Origin of the sequence: Streptomyces sp. NPDC018019, assembly GCF_044327805.1 — a bacterium.
GTDB lineage: Bacteria > Actinomycetota > Actinomycetes > Streptomycetales > Streptomycetaceae > Streptomyces.
This window is the reverse complement of the sequence record NZ_JBIRGD010000025.1, coordinates 129785-147677: the sequence shown is the minus strand read 5'-3', so window position 1 is coordinate 147677 and position 17893 is coordinate 129785. Positions and strand designations below refer to the sequence as shown.

At 72.1% G+C, this 17893-nt stretch carries 15 protein-coding genes; 8 read left to right on the top strand and 7 right to left on the bottom strand.

Annotated elements, in window-relative coordinates:
- Nucleotides 1-128: 128 nt before the first annotated feature.
- Nucleotides 129-1115, bottom strand: a complete 987-nt coding sequence (speB, locus tag ACH4FX_RS32995; protein WP_398485103.1) for an agmatinase — start codon at nucleotides 1113-1115, stop codon at nucleotides 129-131.
- 112 nt (nucleotides 1116-1227) lie between these two features.
- Between speB and ACH4FX_RS32990 the strand changes: the two genes are divergently transcribed.
- Complete coding sequence (locus tag ACH4FX_RS32990) at nucleotides 1228-2022, top strand: phosphatase (protein ID WP_398485102.1); 795 nt, start codon at nucleotides 1228-1230, stop codon at nucleotides 2020-2022.
- A 58-nt stretch (nucleotides 2023-2080) separates the two neighbouring features.
- Here the strand turns inward: ACH4FX_RS32990 and ACH4FX_RS32985 are convergent, their stop codons facing one another.
- From ACH4FX_RS32985 to ACH4FX_RS32970, 4 genes are all read right to left on the bottom strand, one after another.
- Nucleotides 2081-3061, bottom strand: coding sequence for a cation diffusion facilitator family transporter (locus ACH4FX_RS32985; RefSeq protein ID WP_398485101.1), 981 nt, complete (start codon nucleotides 3059-3061; stop codon nucleotides 2081-2083).
- Between the two features lie 31 nt (nucleotides 3062-3092).
- Nucleotides 3093-3977, bottom strand: a complete 885-nt coding sequence (locus ACH4FX_RS32980; RefSeq protein WP_398485100.1) for an acyl-CoA thioesterase — start codon at nucleotides 3975-3977, stop codon at nucleotides 3093-3095.
- Between the two features lie 70 nt (nucleotides 3978-4047).
- A complete protein-coding gene (locus ACH4FX_RS32975; RefSeq protein WP_398485099.1) occupies nucleotides 4048-5205 on the bottom strand; it encodes an acyl-CoA dehydrogenase family protein in 1158 nt (385 codons plus the stop codon).
- Between the two features lie 79 nt (nucleotides 5206-5284).
- A complete protein-coding gene (locus tag ACH4FX_RS32970; RefSeq protein ID WP_398485098.1) occupies nucleotides 5285-5944 on the bottom strand; it encodes a TetR/AcrR family transcriptional regulator in 660 nt (219 codons plus the stop codon).
- A gap of 165 nt (nucleotides 5945-6109) precedes the next feature.
- On the opposite strand from ACH4FX_RS32970, the gene ACH4FX_RS32965 reads away from it, so the two are divergent.
- The 4 genes from ACH4FX_RS32965 to ACH4FX_RS32950 are packed head-to-tail and all read left to right on the top strand — an operon-like array spanning nucleotide 6110 to nucleotide 11864.
- Nucleotides 6110-7741, top strand: a complete 1632-nt coding sequence (locus tag ACH4FX_RS32965; RefSeq protein WP_398485097.1) for a carboxyl transferase domain-containing protein — start codon at nucleotides 6110-6112, stop codon at nucleotides 7739-7741.
- A gap of 32 nt (nucleotides 7742-7773) precedes the next feature.
- Entirely contained in the window at nucleotides 7774-9771 is a 1998-nt protein-coding gene (locus ACH4FX_RS32960) for a biotin carboxylase N-terminal domain-containing protein (RefSeq protein WP_398485110.1), read from the top strand.
- Nucleotides 9768-10706, top strand: a complete 939-nt coding sequence (locus ACH4FX_RS32955) for a hydroxymethylglutaryl-CoA lyase (RefSeq protein WP_398485096.1) — start codon at nucleotides 9768-9770, stop codon at nucleotides 10704-10706. The genes ACH4FX_RS32960 and ACH4FX_RS32955 overlap by 4 nt, the downstream gene beginning before the upstream one ends.
- Before the next feature lie 3 nt (nucleotides 10707-10709).
- Nucleotides 10710-11864, top strand: a complete 1155-nt coding sequence (locus ACH4FX_RS32950) for an acyl-CoA dehydrogenase family protein (protein WP_398485095.1) — start codon at nucleotides 10710-10712, stop codon at nucleotides 11862-11864.
- Between the two features lie 99 nt (nucleotides 11865-11963).
- On the opposite strand, the gene ACH4FX_RS32945 is transcribed toward ACH4FX_RS32950, so the two are convergent.
- Nucleotides 11964-13604 carry a beta-N-acetylhexosaminidase gene (locus tag ACH4FX_RS32945; protein WP_398485094.1) on the bottom strand — a complete coding sequence of 547 codons (1641 nt, stop codon included), beginning with the start codon at nucleotides 13602-13604 and terminating at the stop codon, nucleotides 11964-11966.
- Nucleotides 13605-13774: 170 nt separating this feature from the next.
- Here ACH4FX_RS32945 and ACH4FX_RS32940 point away from each other — a divergent pair, with 170 nt between their 5' ends.
- Complete coding sequence (locus ACH4FX_RS32940; RefSeq protein ID WP_398485093.1) at nucleotides 13775-14050, top strand: hypothetical protein; 276 nt, start codon at nucleotides 13775-13777, stop codon at nucleotides 14048-14050.
- A 69-nt stretch (nucleotides 14051-14119) separates the two neighbouring features.
- Entirely contained in the window at nucleotides 14120-15949 is a 1830-nt protein-coding gene (gene glmS, locus ACH4FX_RS32935; RefSeq protein ID WP_398485092.1) for a glutamine--fructose-6-phosphate transaminase (isomerizing), read from the top strand.
- A gap of 632 nt (nucleotides 15950-16581) precedes the next feature.
- Here the strand turns inward: glmS and ACH4FX_RS32930 are convergent.
- Nucleotides 16582-17103, bottom strand: a complete 522-nt coding sequence (locus ACH4FX_RS32930) for a universal stress protein (protein WP_398485091.1) — start codon at nucleotides 17101-17103, stop codon at nucleotides 16582-16584.
- 423 nt (nucleotides 17104-17526) lie between these two features.
- Between ACH4FX_RS32930 and ACH4FX_RS32925 the strand changes: the two genes are divergently transcribed.
- Nucleotides 17527-17799 (top strand): hypothetical protein, encoded by a 273-nt coding sequence (locus tag ACH4FX_RS32925; protein ID WP_398485090.1) that lies wholly within the window; start codon nucleotides 17527-17529, stop codon nucleotides 17797-17799.
- Nucleotides 17800-17893 lie beyond the last annotated feature (94 nt).

Sequence of the window (17893 nt, the reverse complement as noted above, 5' to 3'; positions counted from 1 at the left end):
GGGGGGGACGGCACCGCGGGGGAGTTTGTCGGCGGGGCCCGGGGGGGGGGGGGGGCCCGGGGCCGGGGGGGGGCGGGGGGGGGGGGCGGGGGGGGCCCCCCCGCGCGGGGGGGCCCCCCACGACCGGTTCAGCCGCGCGACGCCGCGATCTGCCGCGACATGATCGTCGTCAGCTCGTACGCGGTGTGGGAGGCCGCCACCGAGGTGATCTCCGCGTGGTCGTAGGCGGGGGCCACCTCGACCAGGTCGGCGGAGACGAGGTTGCAGGACGACAGGCCGCGGAGGATCTCCAGGAGTTCGCGGGAGGTGAGACCGCCGGCCTCGGGGGTCCCGGTGCCGGGGGCGTGGGCCGGGTCGAGGACGTCGATGTCGATGGAGATGTACAGGGGGCGGTCGCCGATGCGCTGGCGGAGCTGGTCGGCGACCTCGTCGACACCGCGGCGCATGACGTCGGCGGAGGTGACGATGCCGAAGCCCATCTTCGCGTCGTCGTCGAGGTCCTTCTTGCCGTACAGGGGGCCGCGGGTGCCGACGTGGGAGAGGGCGGAGGTGTCGAGGATGCCCTCCTCGACGGCGCGGCGGAACGGGGTGCCGTGGGTGTACTCGGCACCGAAGTACGTGTCCCAGGTGTCCAGGTGGGCGTCGAAGTGGAGCAGGGCGACCGGGCCGTGCTTCTTCGCCATGGAACGCAGCAGGGGCAGCGCGATGGTGTGGTCGCCGCCCAGCGTCATCAGGCGGGCGCCGGTGTCCAGGAGGTCGTCGGCGGCGGCCTCGATGGTCTCGACGGCCTCGTTGATGTCGAAGGGGTTGGCGGCGATGTCACCGGCGTCCGCGACCTGGGCGAGCGCGAAGGGGGACGCGTCCTGGGCCGGGTTGTACGGGCGCAGCAGACGGGACGCCTCCCGGATGGCGTTGCCGCCGAAGCGGGCGCCGGGGCGGTAGGAGACACCGGTGTCGAAGGGGACGCCGACCACCGCGACGTCGGCGGCGCCCACCTCGTCGAGGCGGGGCAGCCGGGCGAAGGTCGCCGGGCCCGCGTAGCGGGGGACGCGGGAGGAGTCGACGGGGCCGACGGGTTCCTGGGAGGCGCCGGAAGCGGCGGATGCGGTGGTCATGAGGGTGAGGGTAGGGAGCGGGGCCCGGCCTGCCCATGGACATTTGCGGCGATGTGCCGTCGGCCGATGGACATCACGTCCATCGCGGGGTGCTTCAAGGGACAATGACCTCATGCCGATACTGCCGCCTGCTCCCAGCCGCACCGAACTCGTCGACCATCTCGTACGGACCCGGATCGCCGGTGAGGTCGCCACGCCGCGCGAGAACAACCTCGACCACTACCGCAAGCTGGCCAACGGAGACCGCCACTACTGGCTCGGGCTGGAGCTCGGGGACCGCTGGACCGACGAGCAGGACGTGCTCGCGGTGATGGCCGAGCGGTGCGGCGTCGTCGACGACCCGCACCACCGGATGGGCCAGGACACCATCGACCCCGAGCTGACGGTGGACGCCCTGGACCGTACGGCCGCCCGGCTGCGCAAGGCCGCTGCCGGCCGGCAGCGGGTGCTGTTCGCGACCGGCCACCCGGGCGGGCTGCTGGACGTGCACCGGGCCACCGCCGAGGCGCTGCGCGCGCAGGGCTGCGACATCGTCGTCGTACCGGACGGGCTGCACGCGGACGACGGCATGGTGTTCCAGTTCGCCGATGTGGCGATGCTGGAGCGCGGCGCGACGCTGTGGCACACCCACTCGCCCGCGCCGATGGCCGCCGTGCTGGACGGGCTGGAGCGGGCGGGTCAGGCGCTGCCCGATCTGGTCATGGCCGATCACGGCTGGGCCGGCTGCGCCGGTCAGCGTGGTCTGGACGCCATCGGTTTCGCGGACTGCAACGACCCGGCGCTGTTCCTCGGCGAGGCGGAGGGCACGCTCCAGGTGACGATCCCGCTGGACGACCATGTGCTGAGCCCGCGGTACTACGACCCGCTGACGGCGTACCTGCTGGATGCGGCGGGCCTCACGGTCTGAGGGGCCGAGGCGAAGGCGTCAAGGCGAAGGGGCTCCGGTGGGAGGGCCGGGGCCGGGGTCACCCGTCCGCCCCGGCCGCCCCCGGCCGCTGCTGATGCGCCCCCGGCGTCGGGTCCAGGAACACCCGCCGGATCGCCGGGAAGCGTTCGCGCAGGCGCTGTTCCGCGTCCTCGCACGCCCATTCGATCTCCTCGGCGGTGGACACGTCCCGGAAGTCGATCTTCGCGGCGACCAGCACCTCCCGCGGTCCCTGGACGAGTGTGACCAGCTCCAGTACGTCCACGATGTGCGGGACCGAGCGAAGTTCGGCGCGTACGGCGTCCCGCATCGGCCTGGGAAGCGGGCGGCCGATCAGGAGCTGGGCGTTGCTGCGGCCGAGTACCCAGGCCACGTACACGAGCAGCAGCCCGATGCAGACCGACGCGGCGCCGTCCCACACCCCGGAGCCGGTGAACTGGCCGCCGAGCAGTCCGCCCGCGGCCAGCACCAGGCCCGCCAGCGCGGCGGAGTCCTCCATGACGACGGCCTTCACGGCGGTGTCGGGGGTGTGCGCCATGTACAGGTGCAGGGAGACGCCGAAACGGGCGGCCTCGCCGCGTGCCTGGCGTACGCCCTTGAGGAGCGAGGCGCCTTCCAGGAGGAAGGCAAGGGCCAGGATGATGTAGGAGAGCAGCGGGTTTCCCGGCTCCTCGCCGTGGGTGAGGGTGTGGATGCCGTCGTAGACCGCGAAGACCGCGCCGCCGACGAAGGTGGCGACGGAGGCGAGCAGTGCCCATACGTAGCGCTCGCCGCCGTGTCCGAGGGGGTGGTCCTCGTCGGCCGGTTTCCCGCTGCGTTTGAGGGCGGTCAGCAGGAGGAGTTCGGTGACGGTGTCGGCCGTGGAGTGCGCGGCCTCGGAGAGCATCGCACTGGAGCCGCTGACGACACCGCCGACCGCTTTGGCCGCGGCGATGCCGAGGTTCGCGGCGGCGGCCACGAGAACGGTGCCGACGCTCTCGTCCGCGGCGGACGGCGGGACGGGATTGCTTGGGGCGCCCATGAAGATCCAGTATGCGCACCGGAACGGCGTCTCACCCCCGCGGCACCCGGATGACCCCTTCCTGGATCACCGAGACCGCCAGCTGCCCGTCCGCCGTGAAGATGCGGCCCTTGCCCAGGCCCCGCCCGCCCTGGGCGGTCGGGGACTCCTGGTCGTACAGCAGCCACTCGTCGGCCCGGAACGGCCGGTGGAACCACATGGCGTGGTCCAGGCTCGCGCCGACCACGTCGCCGACCGCCCAGCCGCCGCGCCCGTGCGCGAGCAGCACCGAGTCCAGCAGGGTCATGTCGGAGACGTAGGTGACCAGGCAGATGTGCAGCAGGGGCTGGTCGATGTCGCCGTCCAGCTTGCCGTGGGTGCGGAACCAGACCTGGGAGCGCGGTTCGCGCGGCTCGCCGGCGGTGCCGAAGGGCGGCGCGTCCACGTAGCGCAGGTCCACGGCGGCGCGCGCTTCCAGGAGGCGCTGGACCACGTCCGGGTCGCGGAAGCGGTCGGCGTATCGGGGCAGCATCTCGGCGGCGGTGGGCAGGGTCAGCGGGTCCGGCGCGTACGGCATCGGCTCCTGGTGTTCCATCCCCTCCTCGTCCGCCTGGAAGGAGGCGGAGAGGTGGAAGATCGGCTGGCCGTGCTGGACCGCGACGACGCGGCGGGTGGTGAAGGAGCGGCCGTCGCGGATCCGGTCGACGGTGTAGACGATGGGCGCGCCGGGGTCGCCGGGGCGCAGGAAGTAGGCGTGCAGGGAGTGCGGCGGGCGGTCCTCGGGGACCGTGCGCCCGGCGGCGACCAGGGCCTGGGCGGCGACCTGGCCGCCGAAGACCCGGGGCACGACGGACGGGCGGCTGGTGCCGCGGAAGATGTCCTGCTCGATGCGCTCCAGGTCGAGCTGTTCGAGCAGGGCGCGGAGGGCGTCGTTCACGCGCGTACGGCTTTCGTTCGGGCCGCGGCGGGCGGGCTCGGGCGCCGGCGCGGCAGCGGGGCGCGGGGCCTCACAGCCCCATGGACTTGGCGATGATGGACCGCATGACCTCGCTGGTGCCGCCGTAGATGCGGGTGACGCGGGTGTCGGCGTACAGACGGGAGATCGGGTATTCCTGCATGTAGCCGTAGCCGCCGTGCAGCTGGAGGCACTTGTCGATGACGACGGCGGCCCGTTCGGTGGTGAAGAGCTTGGCGGAGGCGGCGTCGGCGGGGGTCAGTTCGCCCGCGTCGTGGGCGTCGAGGGCGCGGTCGACGACGGCCTGCATGGCGTCCACCTCGGCCTTGCAGTCCGCGAGGACGAACTTGGTGTTCTGGAAGGAGGCGACGGACTTGCCGAAGACCTCGCGCTCCTGGACGTACGCGGTGGCGAAGCGGACCGCGGCGGCGGCCTGGGCGTAGGCGCTGACGGCGATGCCGAGACGTTCCTGCGGGAGGTTCCGGCCGAGGTAGGAGAACGCCTCGCCCTCCTCGCCGAGGCGGTCCTCGACGGGCACCTTGACGTCGGTGAAGGAGAGTTCGGCGGTGTCGGAGCTCTTGAGGCCGAGCTTCTCCAGCTTGCGGCCGACGGCGTAGCCCTCGGAGGCGGTGTCGACGACCAGGAGGGTGATGCCGGCACGGCGGTCCTCCGGGGCGGGAGGGGAGGTGCGGGCGCAGACGATGACGCGGTCGGCGAGGACGCCGCCGGTGATGAAGGTCTTGGCGCCGTTGAGGACGTAGTGCGTGCCGTCCTCGGAGAGCTTCGCGGTGGTCTTCATGCCGGCCAGGTCGGAGCCGGTGCCGGGCTCGGTCATGGCGATGGCGGTCATCATGTCGCCGGAGACGAAGGGCGGCAGCCAGCGGCGCTTCTGCTCCTCGTTCGCGTACTTGAGGAAGTACGGCAGGCACAGCGCGGTGTGGACGCCGGAGCCGCCGAAGCTGACGCCCGCCCGGGCGCACTCCTCGGTGATGACGGCGTTGAACTTGAAGCTGGTCTGGCCCGCGCCGCCGTACTCCTCCGGGACCTCGATGCCGAAGACGCCCAGCGCGCCGAGCTTCTTGTAGAAGTCGCGGGGGGCCTGTCCGGCCTGCAGCCACTCGTCGTAGACGGGGACGACCTCGGCGGCGATGAAGTCGCGGATGGTCTCCCGGAACGCCTCGTGATCCTCGTTGAACACCGTACGACGCATCCGCCGCCTCCTCAGGTCCGCCGGCCGGCCGGGCCGGCCCCTCGACTAAGCGCTTGCTCAGCCGAAAGCTACCCGCCGGTCAGTGACGCTGTCCAGAGACGGCCGTGGGCCCGGAGGGGACCTCGGGCGCCCCGGTGCCGCCGTCCGCCGCCACCGCCGCGAACGCCCCGCGCGCCAGCCGGTGCAGCAGCGCCGACATCTCCGTACGGCCCGGGAGCGCGCCCGGGCGGCTGAGGTGCGGGGTCGAGTTGAGCAGGCCGAACACGGCGTGCACGGAGGCGCGGGCGTCCGGTTCCGCGCAGGCGGGATACACCTCGCGCACCACCTGCACCCACAGCTCCACGTACTCGCGCTGGAGGCGGCGCACCCGCTTGCGGTCGGCCTCGCGCAGCCGGTCCAGCTCGCGGTCGTGGACGGTGATCAGCGGACGGTCGTCGAGCGCGAAGTCGATGTGCCCCTCGATCAGGGCGTCCAGCGCCGCGGCGGGACTGTCCCCGCCGGACGCGGCGCGGATGCGGCCGCCGTCCAGCAGCCGTTCACTGATACCGACGAGCAGTTCGGCGAGCATCGCGTCCTTGCCCGCGAAGTGGCGGTACAGCCCCGGCCCGGAGATCCCGACGGCGGCCCCGATCTCGTCCACGCCGACGCCGTGGAACCCGCGCTCGGCGAAGAGCCGGGCGGCCTCCTTGAGGATCTGCTCGCGTCGGCTGGTGACGGCCGGGGCCTGTGTGCTGCTCATACAACTGATTGTAGACAGGCGGGTTAGTGCTCGTTAACCTGGGAGAAATGAAGTTAACGCCCATTAACCGCGCCGCCGGGCGATCCCCGGCCCCCGCGGCAGCCGGACGAGAAAGGCCGTAGCGATGCAGCCGGTGGCGATGGAGCCGACGGAGACGGAGGTCCGATGCTGATGGACCCGACGCAGCAGGCACCGGTGCTCGACAGCACGGCCGACCCGGCCTCGGAGAGCTGGCGCGCCAACGAGGCCGCCCACCAGGAGCTGGCCGAGGACCTGCGCGCCCGCCTCGCCGCGGCCCGCCTCGGCGGCGGCGAGCGGGCCCGGGCCCGGCACACGGCCCGCGGCAAGCTGCTGCCCCGCGACCGGGTGGACGCGCTGCTGGACCCCGGCTCGCCCTTCCTGGAGCTGGCGCCGCTGGCGGCGGAGGGGATGTACGGCGGTGCCGCGCCGGCCGCGGGCGTCATCGCGGGTGTCGGGCGGGTCTCCGGCCGCGAGACGGTCATCGTCGCCAACGACGCGACGGTCAAGGGCGGCACGTACTACCCGATGACGGTCAAGAAGCACCTGCGGGCCCAGGAAGTAGCCCTGGAGAACCGCCTGCCGTGCCTGTACCTGGTCGATTCCGGCGGCGCCTTCCTGCCGATGCAGGACGAGGTCTTCCCGGACCGCGAGCACTTCGGGCGGATCTTCTACAACCAGGCGCGGATGTCCGGCGCCGGCATCCCGCAGATCGCGGCGGTGCTCGGCTCCTGCACGGCCGGCGGCGCGTACGTGCCGGCGATGAGCGACGAGGCGGTGATCGTGCGGAACCAGGGCACGATCTTCCTGGGCGGGCCGCCGCTGGTGAAGGCCGCCACCGGCGAGGTCGTCACGGCCGAGGAGCTGGGCGGCGGCGAGGTGCACTCCCGTACGTCCGGCGTCACCGACCACCTCGCCGAGGACGACGCGCACGCGCTGCGCATCGTCCGCGGCATCGTCGGCACGCTCGGCGACCGCGGCCCGCTGCCCTGGACGGTGCGGCCCGCCGAGGAGCCCAAGGCCGACCCGGCCGGGCTGTACGGCGTGGTGCCCGTCGACTCCCGTACGCCCTACGACGTGCGCGAGGTCATCGCGCGCATCGTGGACGGCTCCCGCTTCGCCGAGTTCAAGGCCGAGTACGGCACGACGCTGGTCACCGGCTTCGCGCACCTCCACGGCCACCCGGTCGGCATCGTCGCCAACAACGGCATCCTGTTCGCCGAGTCCGCCCAGAAGGGCGCCCACTTCATCGAGCTGTGCGACCAGCGCGGCATCCCGCTGGTCTTCCTCCAGAACATCTCCGGCTTCATGGTCGGCCGCGACTACGAGGCCGGCGGCATCGCCAAGCACGGCGCGAAGATGGTCACGGCGGTGGCGTGCACCCGCGTCCCCAAGCTGACCGTCGTCATCGGCGGCTCGTACGGCGCGGGCAACTACTCGATGTGCGGCCGGGCCTATTCGCCGCGCTTCCTGTGGATGTGGCCGAACGCGAAGATCTCGGTGATGGGCGGCGAGCAGGCCGCGTCCGTCCTCGCGACGGTCAAGCGCGACCACCTCCAGGCGCGCGGCGAGGAGTGGAGCGCCGAGGAGGAGGAAGCCTTCAAGGCGCCGGTCCGCGAGCAGTACGAGACGCAGGGCAACGCCTACTACGCGACCGCGCGCCTGTGGGACGACGGGATCATCGACCCGCTGGACACCCGCCGGGTGCTGGGTCTGGCGCTGACGGCCTGCGGCAACGCGCCGCTGGGTGAGCCGGGCTACGGCGTCTTCCGGATGTGAGGGGAGTGCGGGGAGTGAAGGAACAGATGAGCATGTTCGACACCGTCCTGGTCGCCAACCGGGGCGAGATCGCGGTCCGCGTCATCCGGACGCTGCGCGCGCTCGGCATCCGCTCGGTCGCCGTCTTCAGCGACGCGGACGCCGACGCCCGGCACGTCCGCGAGGCCGACACGGCCGTACGGATCGGCCCCCCGCCGTCCACCGAGAGCTATCTGCACGCGGGCCGTCTGATCGAGGCCGCGCACCGCAGCGGCGCGCAGGCCGTGCACCCCGGCTACGGCTTCCTCGCCGAGAACACCGCGTTCGCGGCGGCCTGTGCGGAGGCCGGGCTGGTCTTCATCGGGCCGCCCGCCGAGGCCATCGAGCTGATGGGCGACAAGATCCGCGCCAAGGAGACGGTACGGGCGGCCGGCGTGCCGGTCGTCCCCGGCTCCTCGGGCAGCGGTCTGACCGACGCCCAACTGGCCGACGCGGCGCGGGAGATCGGCATGCCGGTGCTGCTCAAGCCGTCCGCGGGCGGCGGCGGCAAGGGCATGCGGCTGGTGCGCGACGAGGCGCTGCTCGCCGACGAGATCGCCGCCGCCCGGCGGGAGGCGCGCGGCTCCTTCGGCGACGACACGCTGCTCGTGGAGCGCTGGGTGGACCGCCCCCGGCACATCGAGATCCAGGTCCTCGCGGACGGCCACGGCAACGTCGTCCACCTCGGTGAGCGCGAGTGCTCCCTCCAGCGCCGCCACCAGAAGGTCATCGAGGAGGCGCCGTCCGTCCTGCTGGACGAGGCGACGCGGGCCGCGATGGGCGAGGCCGCCGTCCAGGCCGCGCGCTCGTGCGGCTACCGGGGCGCGGGCACGGTCGAGTTCATCGTGCCGGGCGACGACCCCGCGTCGTACTTCTTCATGGAGATGAACACCCGGCTCCAGGTCGAGCACCCGGTCACCGAGTTCGTCACCGGTCTCGACCTGGTCGAGTGGCAGCTGCGGATCGCCGCCGGGGAGCCGCTGGCCTTCGGACAGGACGGCGTCCGCCTGACCGGGCACGCCGTCGAGGCCCGGATCTGCGCCGAGACGGTGTCGGTCAAGGAGGGCGCGCGCGGCTTCCTGCCCTCCGGCGGTACGGTCCTGGCGCTGCACGAGCCGGCCGGTGAGGGCGTGCGCACGGACTCCGGCCTGGCCGAGGGCACGGAGGTCGGCAGCCTGTACGACCCGATGCTCTCGAAGGTCGTCGCGTACGGCCCGGACCGCGCGACCGCCCTGCGCAAGCTGCGCGCCGCGCTCGCCGAAACGGTTGTGCTCGGTGTGCCCACCAACACCGGCTTCCTGCGGCGGCTGCTGGCCCACCCGGCGGTCGTGGCGGGCGAGCTGGACACCGGGCTGGTCGAGCGCGAGATGGACGCGCTGGTGCCGCGGGAGGTGCCCGCCGAGGTGTACGCGGCCGCGGCGGCCGTACGGAACGCGGCGCTGGAGCCGGTGCGGGACGGCGGCTGGGTGGACCCGTTCTCCGTACCGGACGGCTGGCGGATCGGCGGCCGGAGCGTTCCCGTGGCGCACTGGGTCAGGGTCCCCGGCCGGGAACCGGTGCACGCCACGGGCACCGGCCAGGTCACGGCCGACCGGGTCCGCGTCACCGTGGACGGCGTCGTGCACACCTTCCACCGGGCCGGCGACTGGCTCGGCCGGGACGGCGACGCCTGGCACGTGACGGACCACGACCCGGTCGCCGAGACGCTGCGCGGCGCCGCCGGGGCACACGGGATGGACGCGCTGACCGCGCCGATGCCCGGCACCGTCACGGTCGTGAAGGTGGCCGTCGGCGACGAGGTGACCGCGGGACAGGGGCTGCTGGTCGTCGAGGCGATGAAGATGGAACACGTCATCTCCGCGCCGCACGCCGGCACGGTCAGCGAGCTGGGCGTGTCCCCCGGCAGCACCGTCGCCATGGACCAGGTGCTCGCCGTCGTCGACCCGCACGACGGTGACCCGCACGCGCCGGGCGCGCAGCCGGCCGCCCCGACCGAGGAGGCAACGGCATGACCGCTTCCGGACTGCCCATGACCGTTCCGGCGCCCGGCCTGCCGGCCCGGGTCCGCATCCACGAGGTCGGCGCCCGCGACGGCCTCCAGAACGAGTCCGCCGTCGTACCGACCGAGGTCAAGGCCGAGTTCATCCGCCGGCTCGCCGGTGCCGGACTGGACACCATCGAGGCGACCAGCTTCGTGCACCCCAAGTGGGTGCCGCAGCTCGCCGACGCCGAGCGGCTCTACTCGATGCTGGACGGCATCGACGCGCGGCTGCCGGTCCTGGTGCCCAACGACCGCGGCCTGGACCGCGCGCTGGCCCTCGGCGCCCGCCGTATCGCGGTCTTCGGCAGCGCCACCGAGTCCTTCGCCAAGGCCAACCTGAACCGTACGGTCGAGGAATCGCTGGCCGTGTTCACTCCGGTGGTCGCCCGCGCGAAGGAGGAGAAGACGCACGTCCGCGGCTATCTCTCCATGTGCTTCGGCGACCCGTGGGAGGGCCCGGTGCCCGTCGCACAGGTCGTACGGGTCTGCCGCGCCCTGCTCGACATGGGCTGCGACGAGCTGAGCCTGGGCGACACCATCGGCGTCGCCACCCCCGGCCACGTACAGGCGCTGCTCGCCGCGCTGAACGAGGCGGGCGTGCCCACCGACCGCCTCGGCGTGCACTTCCACGACACCTACGGCCAGGCACTGGCCAACACCCTCGCCGCGCTCCAGCACGGCGTCACCACCGTCGACGCGTCGGCGGGCGGGCTCGGCGGCTGCCCGTACGCCAAGAGCGCCACCGGCAACCTCGCCACCGAAGACCTGGTGTGGATGCTGCACGGCCTCGGCATCGAGACCGGGGTCGACCTGGGCCGGCTCACCGCCACAAGCGTGTGGATGGCCGAACAGCTGGGCCGTCCGAGCCCGTCCCGCACCGTCCGTGCCCTCTCCCACAAGGAGTGAACGATGTCCCTGGATCACCGTCTGTCCCCCGAACTGGAAGAGCTGCGGCGTACGGTCGAGGCGTTCGCCCATGACGTGGTCGCCCCCAAGATCGGCGAGTTCTACGAGCAGCACGAGTTCCCGTACGAGATCGTGCGGGAGATGGGCCGCATGGGCCTGTTCGGCCTGCCGTTCCCCGAGGAGTACGGCGGCATGGGCGGCGACTACCTCGCCCTCGGCGTCGCCCTGGAGGAGCTGGCCCGGGTCGACTCCTCGGTGGCGATCACCCTGGAGGCGGCCGTCTCGCTCGGCGCCATGCCGGTCTACCACTTCGGTACCGAGGAGCAGAAGCGCGAGTGGCTGCCCCGGATGTGTACGGGCGAGGTGCTGGGCGCGTTCGGCCTGACCGAGCCGGACGGCGGTTCGGACGCGGGCGCCACGCGCACCACCGCCGTGCGGGACGGCGACAGCTGGGTGATCAACGGCAGCAAGTGCTTCATCACCAACTCCGGCACGGACATCACCGGCCTGGTCACGGTCACCGCCGTCACCGGCCGCAAGGACGACGGCAGCCCGCTGATCTCCTCGATCATCGTGCCGTCCGGCACCCCGGGCTTCACCGTCGGCGCCCCGTACTCGAAGGTCGGCTGGAACGCCTCGGACACCCGTGAGCTGTCCTTCTCCGACGTCCGGGTCCCGGCGGCCAACCTGCTCGGTGCCGAGGGCCGCGGCTACGCCCAGTTCCTGCGCATCCTGGACGAGGGCCGGATCGCCATAGCCGCGCTGGCCACCGGACTCGCGCAGGGCTGTGTGGACGAATCGGTCCGCTACGCCAAGGAGCGGCACGCCTTCGGCCGGCCGATCGGCCACAACCAGGCCATCCAGTTCAAGCTGGCCGACATGGAGATGCGGGCGCACACCTCCCGGCTGGCCTGGCGCGACGCCGCGTCCCGTCTGGTGCACGGCGAGCCGTTCAAGAAGGAGGCGGCGCTGGCCAAGCTGTACTCCTCCGAGATCGCGGTGGACAACGCCCGCGAGGCCACCCAGATCCACGGCGGGTACGGCTTCATGAACGAGTACCCGGTCGCCCGGATGTGGCGGGACTCGAAGATCCTGGAGATCGGCGAGGGGACGAGCGAGGTGCAGCGGCTGCTGATCGCCCGCGAGCTGGGGGTGTAGGACGGCCGCGCGTACGGCGGCCGTCCTACGGCCTCTCGTACGGCACAGGGCGGGACCGGCGCTCCGGTCCCGCCCTGCCGTCGGCTCAGCAGCCGGGGCTCACTTGCGCCACGGCACCTGCGGCGAACGGTAGTAGTCGAAGCCCATGGCCTCCCAGCGGGGCGCCTGGGCGGCCAGCCGGTGCTTGTAGGTGTTCCAGTCGTGGGTGGACCTCGGCGACCAGCCCAGCTCGGCGATGCCGGGCATCCGCGGGAACGTCATGTAGTCGAGGTGCTGGTCGGTGGAGAGGGTCTCCGTCCAGATGGGGGCCTCGACGCCCATGATCGACTTCTGCGGGGCGCCCTTCAGGTACGTCGCGGGGTCCCAGTCGTAGGACCGCTGGACCTCGACGTACCCGGCCCACGCCTTACCCAGCTTGGTGTCCTTGGTGTACTTCATGTCGAGGTACGACCGGTCGGCCGGCGACAGGATGAGCCCGGCGCCCTTCTTGGCCGCCGCCACGACCTGCGCCCGCTCCTTCGCGGGGGTCTTGTCGTAGCCCCAGTACTGCACCGCGGCGCCCTTGGCGGGTGTGACGGCGGTCAGCTGGTGCCACCCTATGACCTTCTTCTTGTACTTGGTCACCAGCGGCTGGACCTTGTTCATGAAGGTCACGTAGTCCGCGTGGCTGGTGGAGTGCGCCTCGTCACCGCCGATGTGCAGGTACGGCCCCGGCGTCAGCGCCGCGACCTCGCGGAAGACGTCGTCCAGGAACTCGTACGTGACCTTCTTGGGCACGCACAGCGAGCTGAAGCCGACCTCTACGCCCGTGTAGATCGGGGGCGCGACGTTGTTGCAGTTGAGCTTCGCGTACGAGGCGAGCGCGGCCTGGGTGTGCCCCGGGGAGTCGATCTCGGGGATGACCTCCATGTAGCGGCTGGCCGCGTACCGCAGGATCTCGCGGTACTGGGCCTTGGTGTAGTAGCCGCCGGGGCCGCCGCCGACCTGGGTGCTGCCGCCGTAGCTGGCCAGCCGCGGCCAGCTGTTGATCTGGAGCCGCCAGCCCTGGTCGTCGGTGAGGTGCAGATGCAGCTTGTTGTACTTGTAGAGCGCCAGCTGATCGATGTAACGCTTCAGCTGATCGACGGTGAAGAAGTGCCGGGCGACATCGATCATCCCGCCGCGGTAGCCGTAGCGGGGGGTGTCGGTGATGGTGCCGCCGGCGACCCTCCAGGGGCTGTGCTGCTTGCTGCGCTTCTCGACGGACGGCGGCAGCAGCTGGCGCAGCGTCTGTACACCGTGGAAGAGCCCGGCGGGCCGGGCCGCGGTGATCGTCACGGCGTGCCGGGTGGAGGTGAGGCGGTAGCCCTCGGCGCCCAGCTTCTTGGTGTCCTTGCCGCCGAGCCGCAGCACGATGCCGTCCCGGCCGTCCTTGCCGGTGACCGGCAGGGGGTAGCCGGTGGACGGGCGCAGGACGTCCGCCAGATAGCCCGCCACCCGCCTGACCTCGCCCGATGCGCCGGGCACCCGGATCTGCGTCCGGTCACCGATCGTGTAGGGGTCCTTACCGGGCTTGACGGAGGCGGGCGCCGGGATGACCTGGTCGAGGGCTATGGGCTTGCCGTGGCGGGCGGCCGGTCCGGCGCCGTCCGCGGCGGGCCGCGCCCCGGCCGTCGACAGGCCGGCCGCCGCGACCAGCAGCAGCGAGCAGAACAGTCTGCGTCGTCTCACGAGGTTCCCTTCGGTGGGCTCGTCGTGCATGGCCGTGCGTGGTCGTACGTGGCATGGAGCAACCGAACGTCAACATTGAGTACCGCTCACCCCCCTGGTGGTCAAGGTGTGGACCACATCTGGCGCCATCCGGCGTGTCGCTTGCCCGATATCGGGCAGATTTCTTGCATCATCCGGGGCGACCCAGCAGTATTCATCGGGTGCTCGATCGCCGTTCGCTCCATGAGGACCTCATCGACCACCTGGTGCGCAGCACGCCGCTGCAGCGCGGCGAGGCCGCCCGGGTGGTGCTCGACGTCCTCGCGTACTTCGACGAGACGACCGAGGCCTACGTCCGCAGACGTCACCGGGAGCTCCAGTCACAGGGGCTCCGCAACGACGCGATCTTCGAACGGATCGGGCAGGAGCTGCCGCACCGCGCGGTGTGCCCGCCCAGCCTCTCGGCGCGCCAGCTGCGCCGCCTCGTCTACGGCTGACTCGGCCGAGCACCCGGCGCGTGCCGCATCACGCGCCACCTGTCCAACTGCCTGACCGGGAGGTCACTCATGTGCGGGATCGTCGGCTACATCGGTAAGCGGGACGTGGCTCCGCTGCTCCTCGAAGGACTGCAGCGCCTGGAGTACCGCGGGTACGACTCCGCCGGTATCGCCATCCACGCCAAGGGCACCGGCAAGGCCGCCGGCGGCCTGAAGACCGCCAAGGCCAAGGGCCGCGTCCGCGAGCTGGAGTCCCGGCTGCCCAAGCGCTTCGCGGGCACCGCCGGCATCGCGCACACCCGCTGGGCCACCCACGGCGCCCCGACCGACGAGAACGCGCACCCCCACGTGGACACCGAGGGCAAGGTCGCCGTCGTCCACAACGGCATCATCGACAACGCCGACAAGCTGCGCGCCAAGCTCACCGCGGACGGCGTGGAGTTCGTCTCGGAGACCGACACCGAGGTGCTGGCCCACCTGATCGGCCGCTCCCAGGCGCCGACCCTGGAGGAGCAGGTCCGCGAGGCCCTGCGGGTCATCGAGGGCACCTACGGCATCGCCGTGCTGCACGCCGACTTCCCGGAGCGCATCGTCGTCGCCCGCAACGGCTCGCCGGTCGTGCTGGGCATCGGCGAGAAGGAGATGTTCGTCTCCTCCGACGTCGCCGCGCTGGTCTCGCACACCCGCCAGGTCGTCACCCTCGACGACGGCGAGATGGCCACCATCAAGGCCGACGACTACCGCACCTACACCACCGAGGGCTCGCACACCTCCGCGCAGCCGACCACCGTGGAGTGGGAGGCCGAGTCGTACGACATGGGCGGCCACGACACGTACATGCACAAGGAGATCAGCGAGCAGGCCGACGCGGTGGACCGCGTGCTGCGCGGACGCATCGACGACCGCTTCTCCACCGTGCACCTGGGCGGTCTGAACCTGGACCCGCGCGAGGCGCGCGCCATCCGCCGCGTCAAGATCCTGGGCTGCGGCACCTCGTACCACGCGGGCCAGATCGGCGCGCAGATGATCGAGGAGCTGGCCCGTATCCCCTCGGACGCCGAGCCGGCCTCCGAGTTCCGCTACCGCAACCCGGTCGTGGACCCCGACACCCTCTACATCGCGGTCTCCCAGTCCGGTGAGACCTACGACGTGCTGGCCGCCGTGCAGGAGCTCAAGCGCAAGGGCGCGCGCGTCCTGGGCGTGGTGAACGTGGTCGGCTCGGCGATCGCCCGGGAGACCCACGGCGGTGTGTACGTGCACGCCGGCCCGGAGGTCTGCGTGGTCTCCACCAAGTGCTTCACCAACACCGTGGTCGCCTTCGGACTGCTCGCGCTGCACCTGGGCCGCATCCGCGACCTGTCCGTCGCCGACGGCAAGCGGATCATCGATGGCCTGCGCAAGCTGCCCGGCCAGATCCAGGAGATCCTGGAGATGGAGGACGAGGTCAAGAAGCTGGCGGCCGAGTACGCGGAGGCCAGGTCGATGATGTTCATCGGCCGGGTGCGCGGCTACCCCGTCGCCCGCGAGGCGTCGCTGAAGCTCAAGGAGATCTCCTACATCCACGCCGAGGCGTACCCGGCGTCCGAGCTCAAGCACGGCCCGCTGGCGCTGATCGAGCCGGCCATGCCGACCGTGGCGATCGTCCCGGACGACGACCTGCTGGAGAAGAACCGCGCCGCGATGGAGGAGATCAAGGCCCGCAGCGGCCGCATCCTGGCCGTCGCGCACCAGAAGCAGGACAAGGCCGACCACACGATCATCGTGCCGAAGAACGAGAACGAGCTGGACCCGATCCTGATGGGCATCCCGCTCCAGCTGCTCGCCTACCACGTGGCGCTGGCCATGGGCCGGGACATCGACAAGCCGCGCAACCTGGCGAAGTCGGTCACGGTCGAGTAGGCCGTCGACGGGCCGCGGGGTCCTGTCCACCCCGCGGCCACGGGCGTTCGTCCGGGGGGGGGGGGGAACGGGCGGCCTACGGGGGCCGTCCGGACGGGCGGCACGTCCGATGAGGGGGCGGGAGGCGGGTGCCCCGCGCGTGCCACCATACGCGCGGGGCCCCGCCTCCCCTGTTGCCGGCGTCGCCCTTACGCCGGCGGTGGCCGCCTTCCCGGGAACCGTCACCTCCCGGGCGGCAGCACGCTGTTGAACGGGCGGACGGGCGGCGGGCCGGTTGTCCGCCGGGCGCCCGTGCGCCCCAGGAGCGGCGGACGGTGACGCCGCGGCCGCCGCGGGCCGTGCACGCTCCGTTCGCATCCCACTTGATCGGATTTCTACCCTCCGCACCCCCGCAATCCACCTCTACGGGCCAGTAGATATGCGGACTTCCCCGAATCGCGCGGCTGGTGACGCTTCCTCACCTCACGCCCCATGAGGTGCCGGGGGGCGGGGGCGGGAGCCACGCGGAAGCCGTACGGTCACGGAGCGCACAGGCCGGGCGCGGGCGGCGCGCACCGGCGCCGGTCAGGGGAGCACGACCGCGGACGGCCCTGTCCGGTCGGAGGGACACGACTACGGGCGGCCGTGTCCGGTCAGGGGATCACGACCACGGGCCGCTGCGCCCGCCGGGCCAGCCGGCCCGCCACCGAGCCGAAGATCCGGCCCACGATGCCGTGCGTCGAGCCGACCACGATCGCGTCGGCCTCGTACTCCTGGCCGACCTCCTCCAGCTCGTGGCAGATGTCGCCACCGCGCTCCACGAGGATCCAGGGGATCTCCGCGAGATGATCGGCGCAGGCCAGCTCCAGGCCCAGCACTTCCGTACGGTGGTCCGGCACGTCCACGAAGACCGGGGGCTCGCAGCCGGCCCAGACCGTGGTGGGCAGCCGGTTGGCCACATGGACGATGATCAGGCCGGAGCCGGAGCGCCGCGCCATACCGATTGCATACGCCAACGCCCGCTCGCTCGACGTCGAGCCGTCGAAGCCGACCACGACGCCGTGCCGGAAGGCCGGATCGCAGGAGTGACGTGTCTGTTCCGCCGCTCGGAGGTCGGCCATCGGATCGGCGACCTGCTTGCGGTCCGCGGGTTCGGGGATTTCGTGACCGGCCATGGCTGTCTCGGCGAGGGAGGTCCTTGCGGAGGGGCGGACGAGGAGCGGCGATTGACTTGATCCGGCAGTTGACTGAGCTGGCTTGATCGAGAGGTCGGCCCCATAGTTCAAAGGGGAACAACACGACCGGGAATCATCTTCCCAATGCCTTACCCCAAGAGTACGGCGCCAGCCCCCCGCTGCCCAGAGCCCGACGCGGACGGCGGACCCCGGTGGCGGGAGGCGGGCCCCCGCGGCCACACGGGGCGGGGTACCCCTCGAACGTTCCCCGGAGCATGCCGGAGCGTGGCCCGGATGGCAATGCCCCGGCCTGCCCCCGTACGTACCCATCGGGGTGACCCATGGTCCCCACGGGCGTTGTAGTACCTGCCTGCCTGGAGGGAGTACGCCGTGCCCGGTCCGTCGAACACATCAGCCGATCCGGTGAGCGATCTCGTCCGCTGGGCGGCGTTCAGCTGTGCCCTGGTGCCCCTCGTCCTCGTGCTGTGCGGCGCGTCCGCGGGCGGGGCGGCCGGGGCCGCCGTGGGGCTGGCGACGGTGACCTGTGCGTGCCGGGCGCTGCTGCGCCAGTCCGAACGCACCGCGGCCCGGCCGTCCTCGGACGAGATCGCCCCGCACCGCGGCCGGCACAGCCGCACCGGCACCGGAGCCCACCGGGGCGGGCGCCGCTCCGACGGGCGTACGCCGGAGGAATGACGCGCTCGCAAGCCTGCCCAGGGTCGTTTTCGGCCAACTTCGGGTCCAAGTGCATCCCTTGGCGAAAGCGACCCGCAACCTGGGCCTGAGCTGG

Excerpts from the sequence above, each read along its gene's own strand:
- speB (WP_398485103.1), bottom strand. The coding sequence starts at position 1,115 with ATGACCACCGCATCCGCCGCTTCCGGCGCCTCCCAGGAACCCGTCGGC.
- ACH4FX_RS32990 (WP_398485102.1), top strand. The coding sequence starts at position 1,228 with ATGCCGATACTGCCGCCTGCTCCCAGCCGCACCGAACTCGTCGACCAT.
- ACH4FX_RS32985 (WP_398485101.1), bottom strand. The coding sequence starts at position 3,061 with ATGGGCGCCCCAAGCAATCCCGTCCCGCCGTCCGCCGCGGACGAGAGC.
- ACH4FX_RS32975 (WP_398485099.1), bottom strand. The coding sequence starts at position 5,205 with ATGCGTCGTACGGTGTTCAACGAGGATCACGAGGCGTTCCGGGAGACC.
- ACH4FX_RS32970 (WP_398485098.1), bottom strand. The coding sequence starts at position 5,944 with ATGAGCAGCACACAGGCCCCGGCCGTCACCAGCCGACGCGAGCAGATC.
- ACH4FX_RS32965 (WP_398485097.1), top strand. The coding sequence starts at position 6,110 with ATGCTGATGGACCCGACGCAGCAGGCACCGGTGCTCGACAGCACGGCC.
- ACH4FX_RS32960 (WP_398485110.1), top strand. The coding sequence starts at position 7,774 with ATGTTCGACACCGTCCTGGTCGCCAACCGGGGCGAGATCGCGGTCCGC.
- ACH4FX_RS32955 (WP_398485096.1), top strand. The coding sequence starts at position 9,768 with ATGACCGCTTCCGGACTGCCCATGACCGTTCCGGCGCCCGGCCTGCCG.
- ACH4FX_RS32950 (WP_398485095.1), top strand. The coding sequence starts at position 10,710 with ATGTCCCTGGATCACCGTCTGTCCCCCGAACTGGAAGAGCTGCGGCGT.
- ACH4FX_RS32945 (WP_398485094.1), bottom strand. The coding sequence starts at position 13,604 with ATGCACGACGAGCCCACCGAAGGGAACCTCGTGAGACGACGCAGACTG.
- glmS (WP_398485092.1), top strand. The coding sequence starts at position 14,120 with ATGTGCGGGATCGTCGGCTACATCGGTAAGCGGGACGTGGCTCCGCTG.
- ACH4FX_RS32930 (WP_398485091.1), bottom strand. The coding sequence starts at position 17,103 with ATGGCCGGTCACGAAATCCCCGAACCCGCGGACCGCAAGCAGGTCGCC.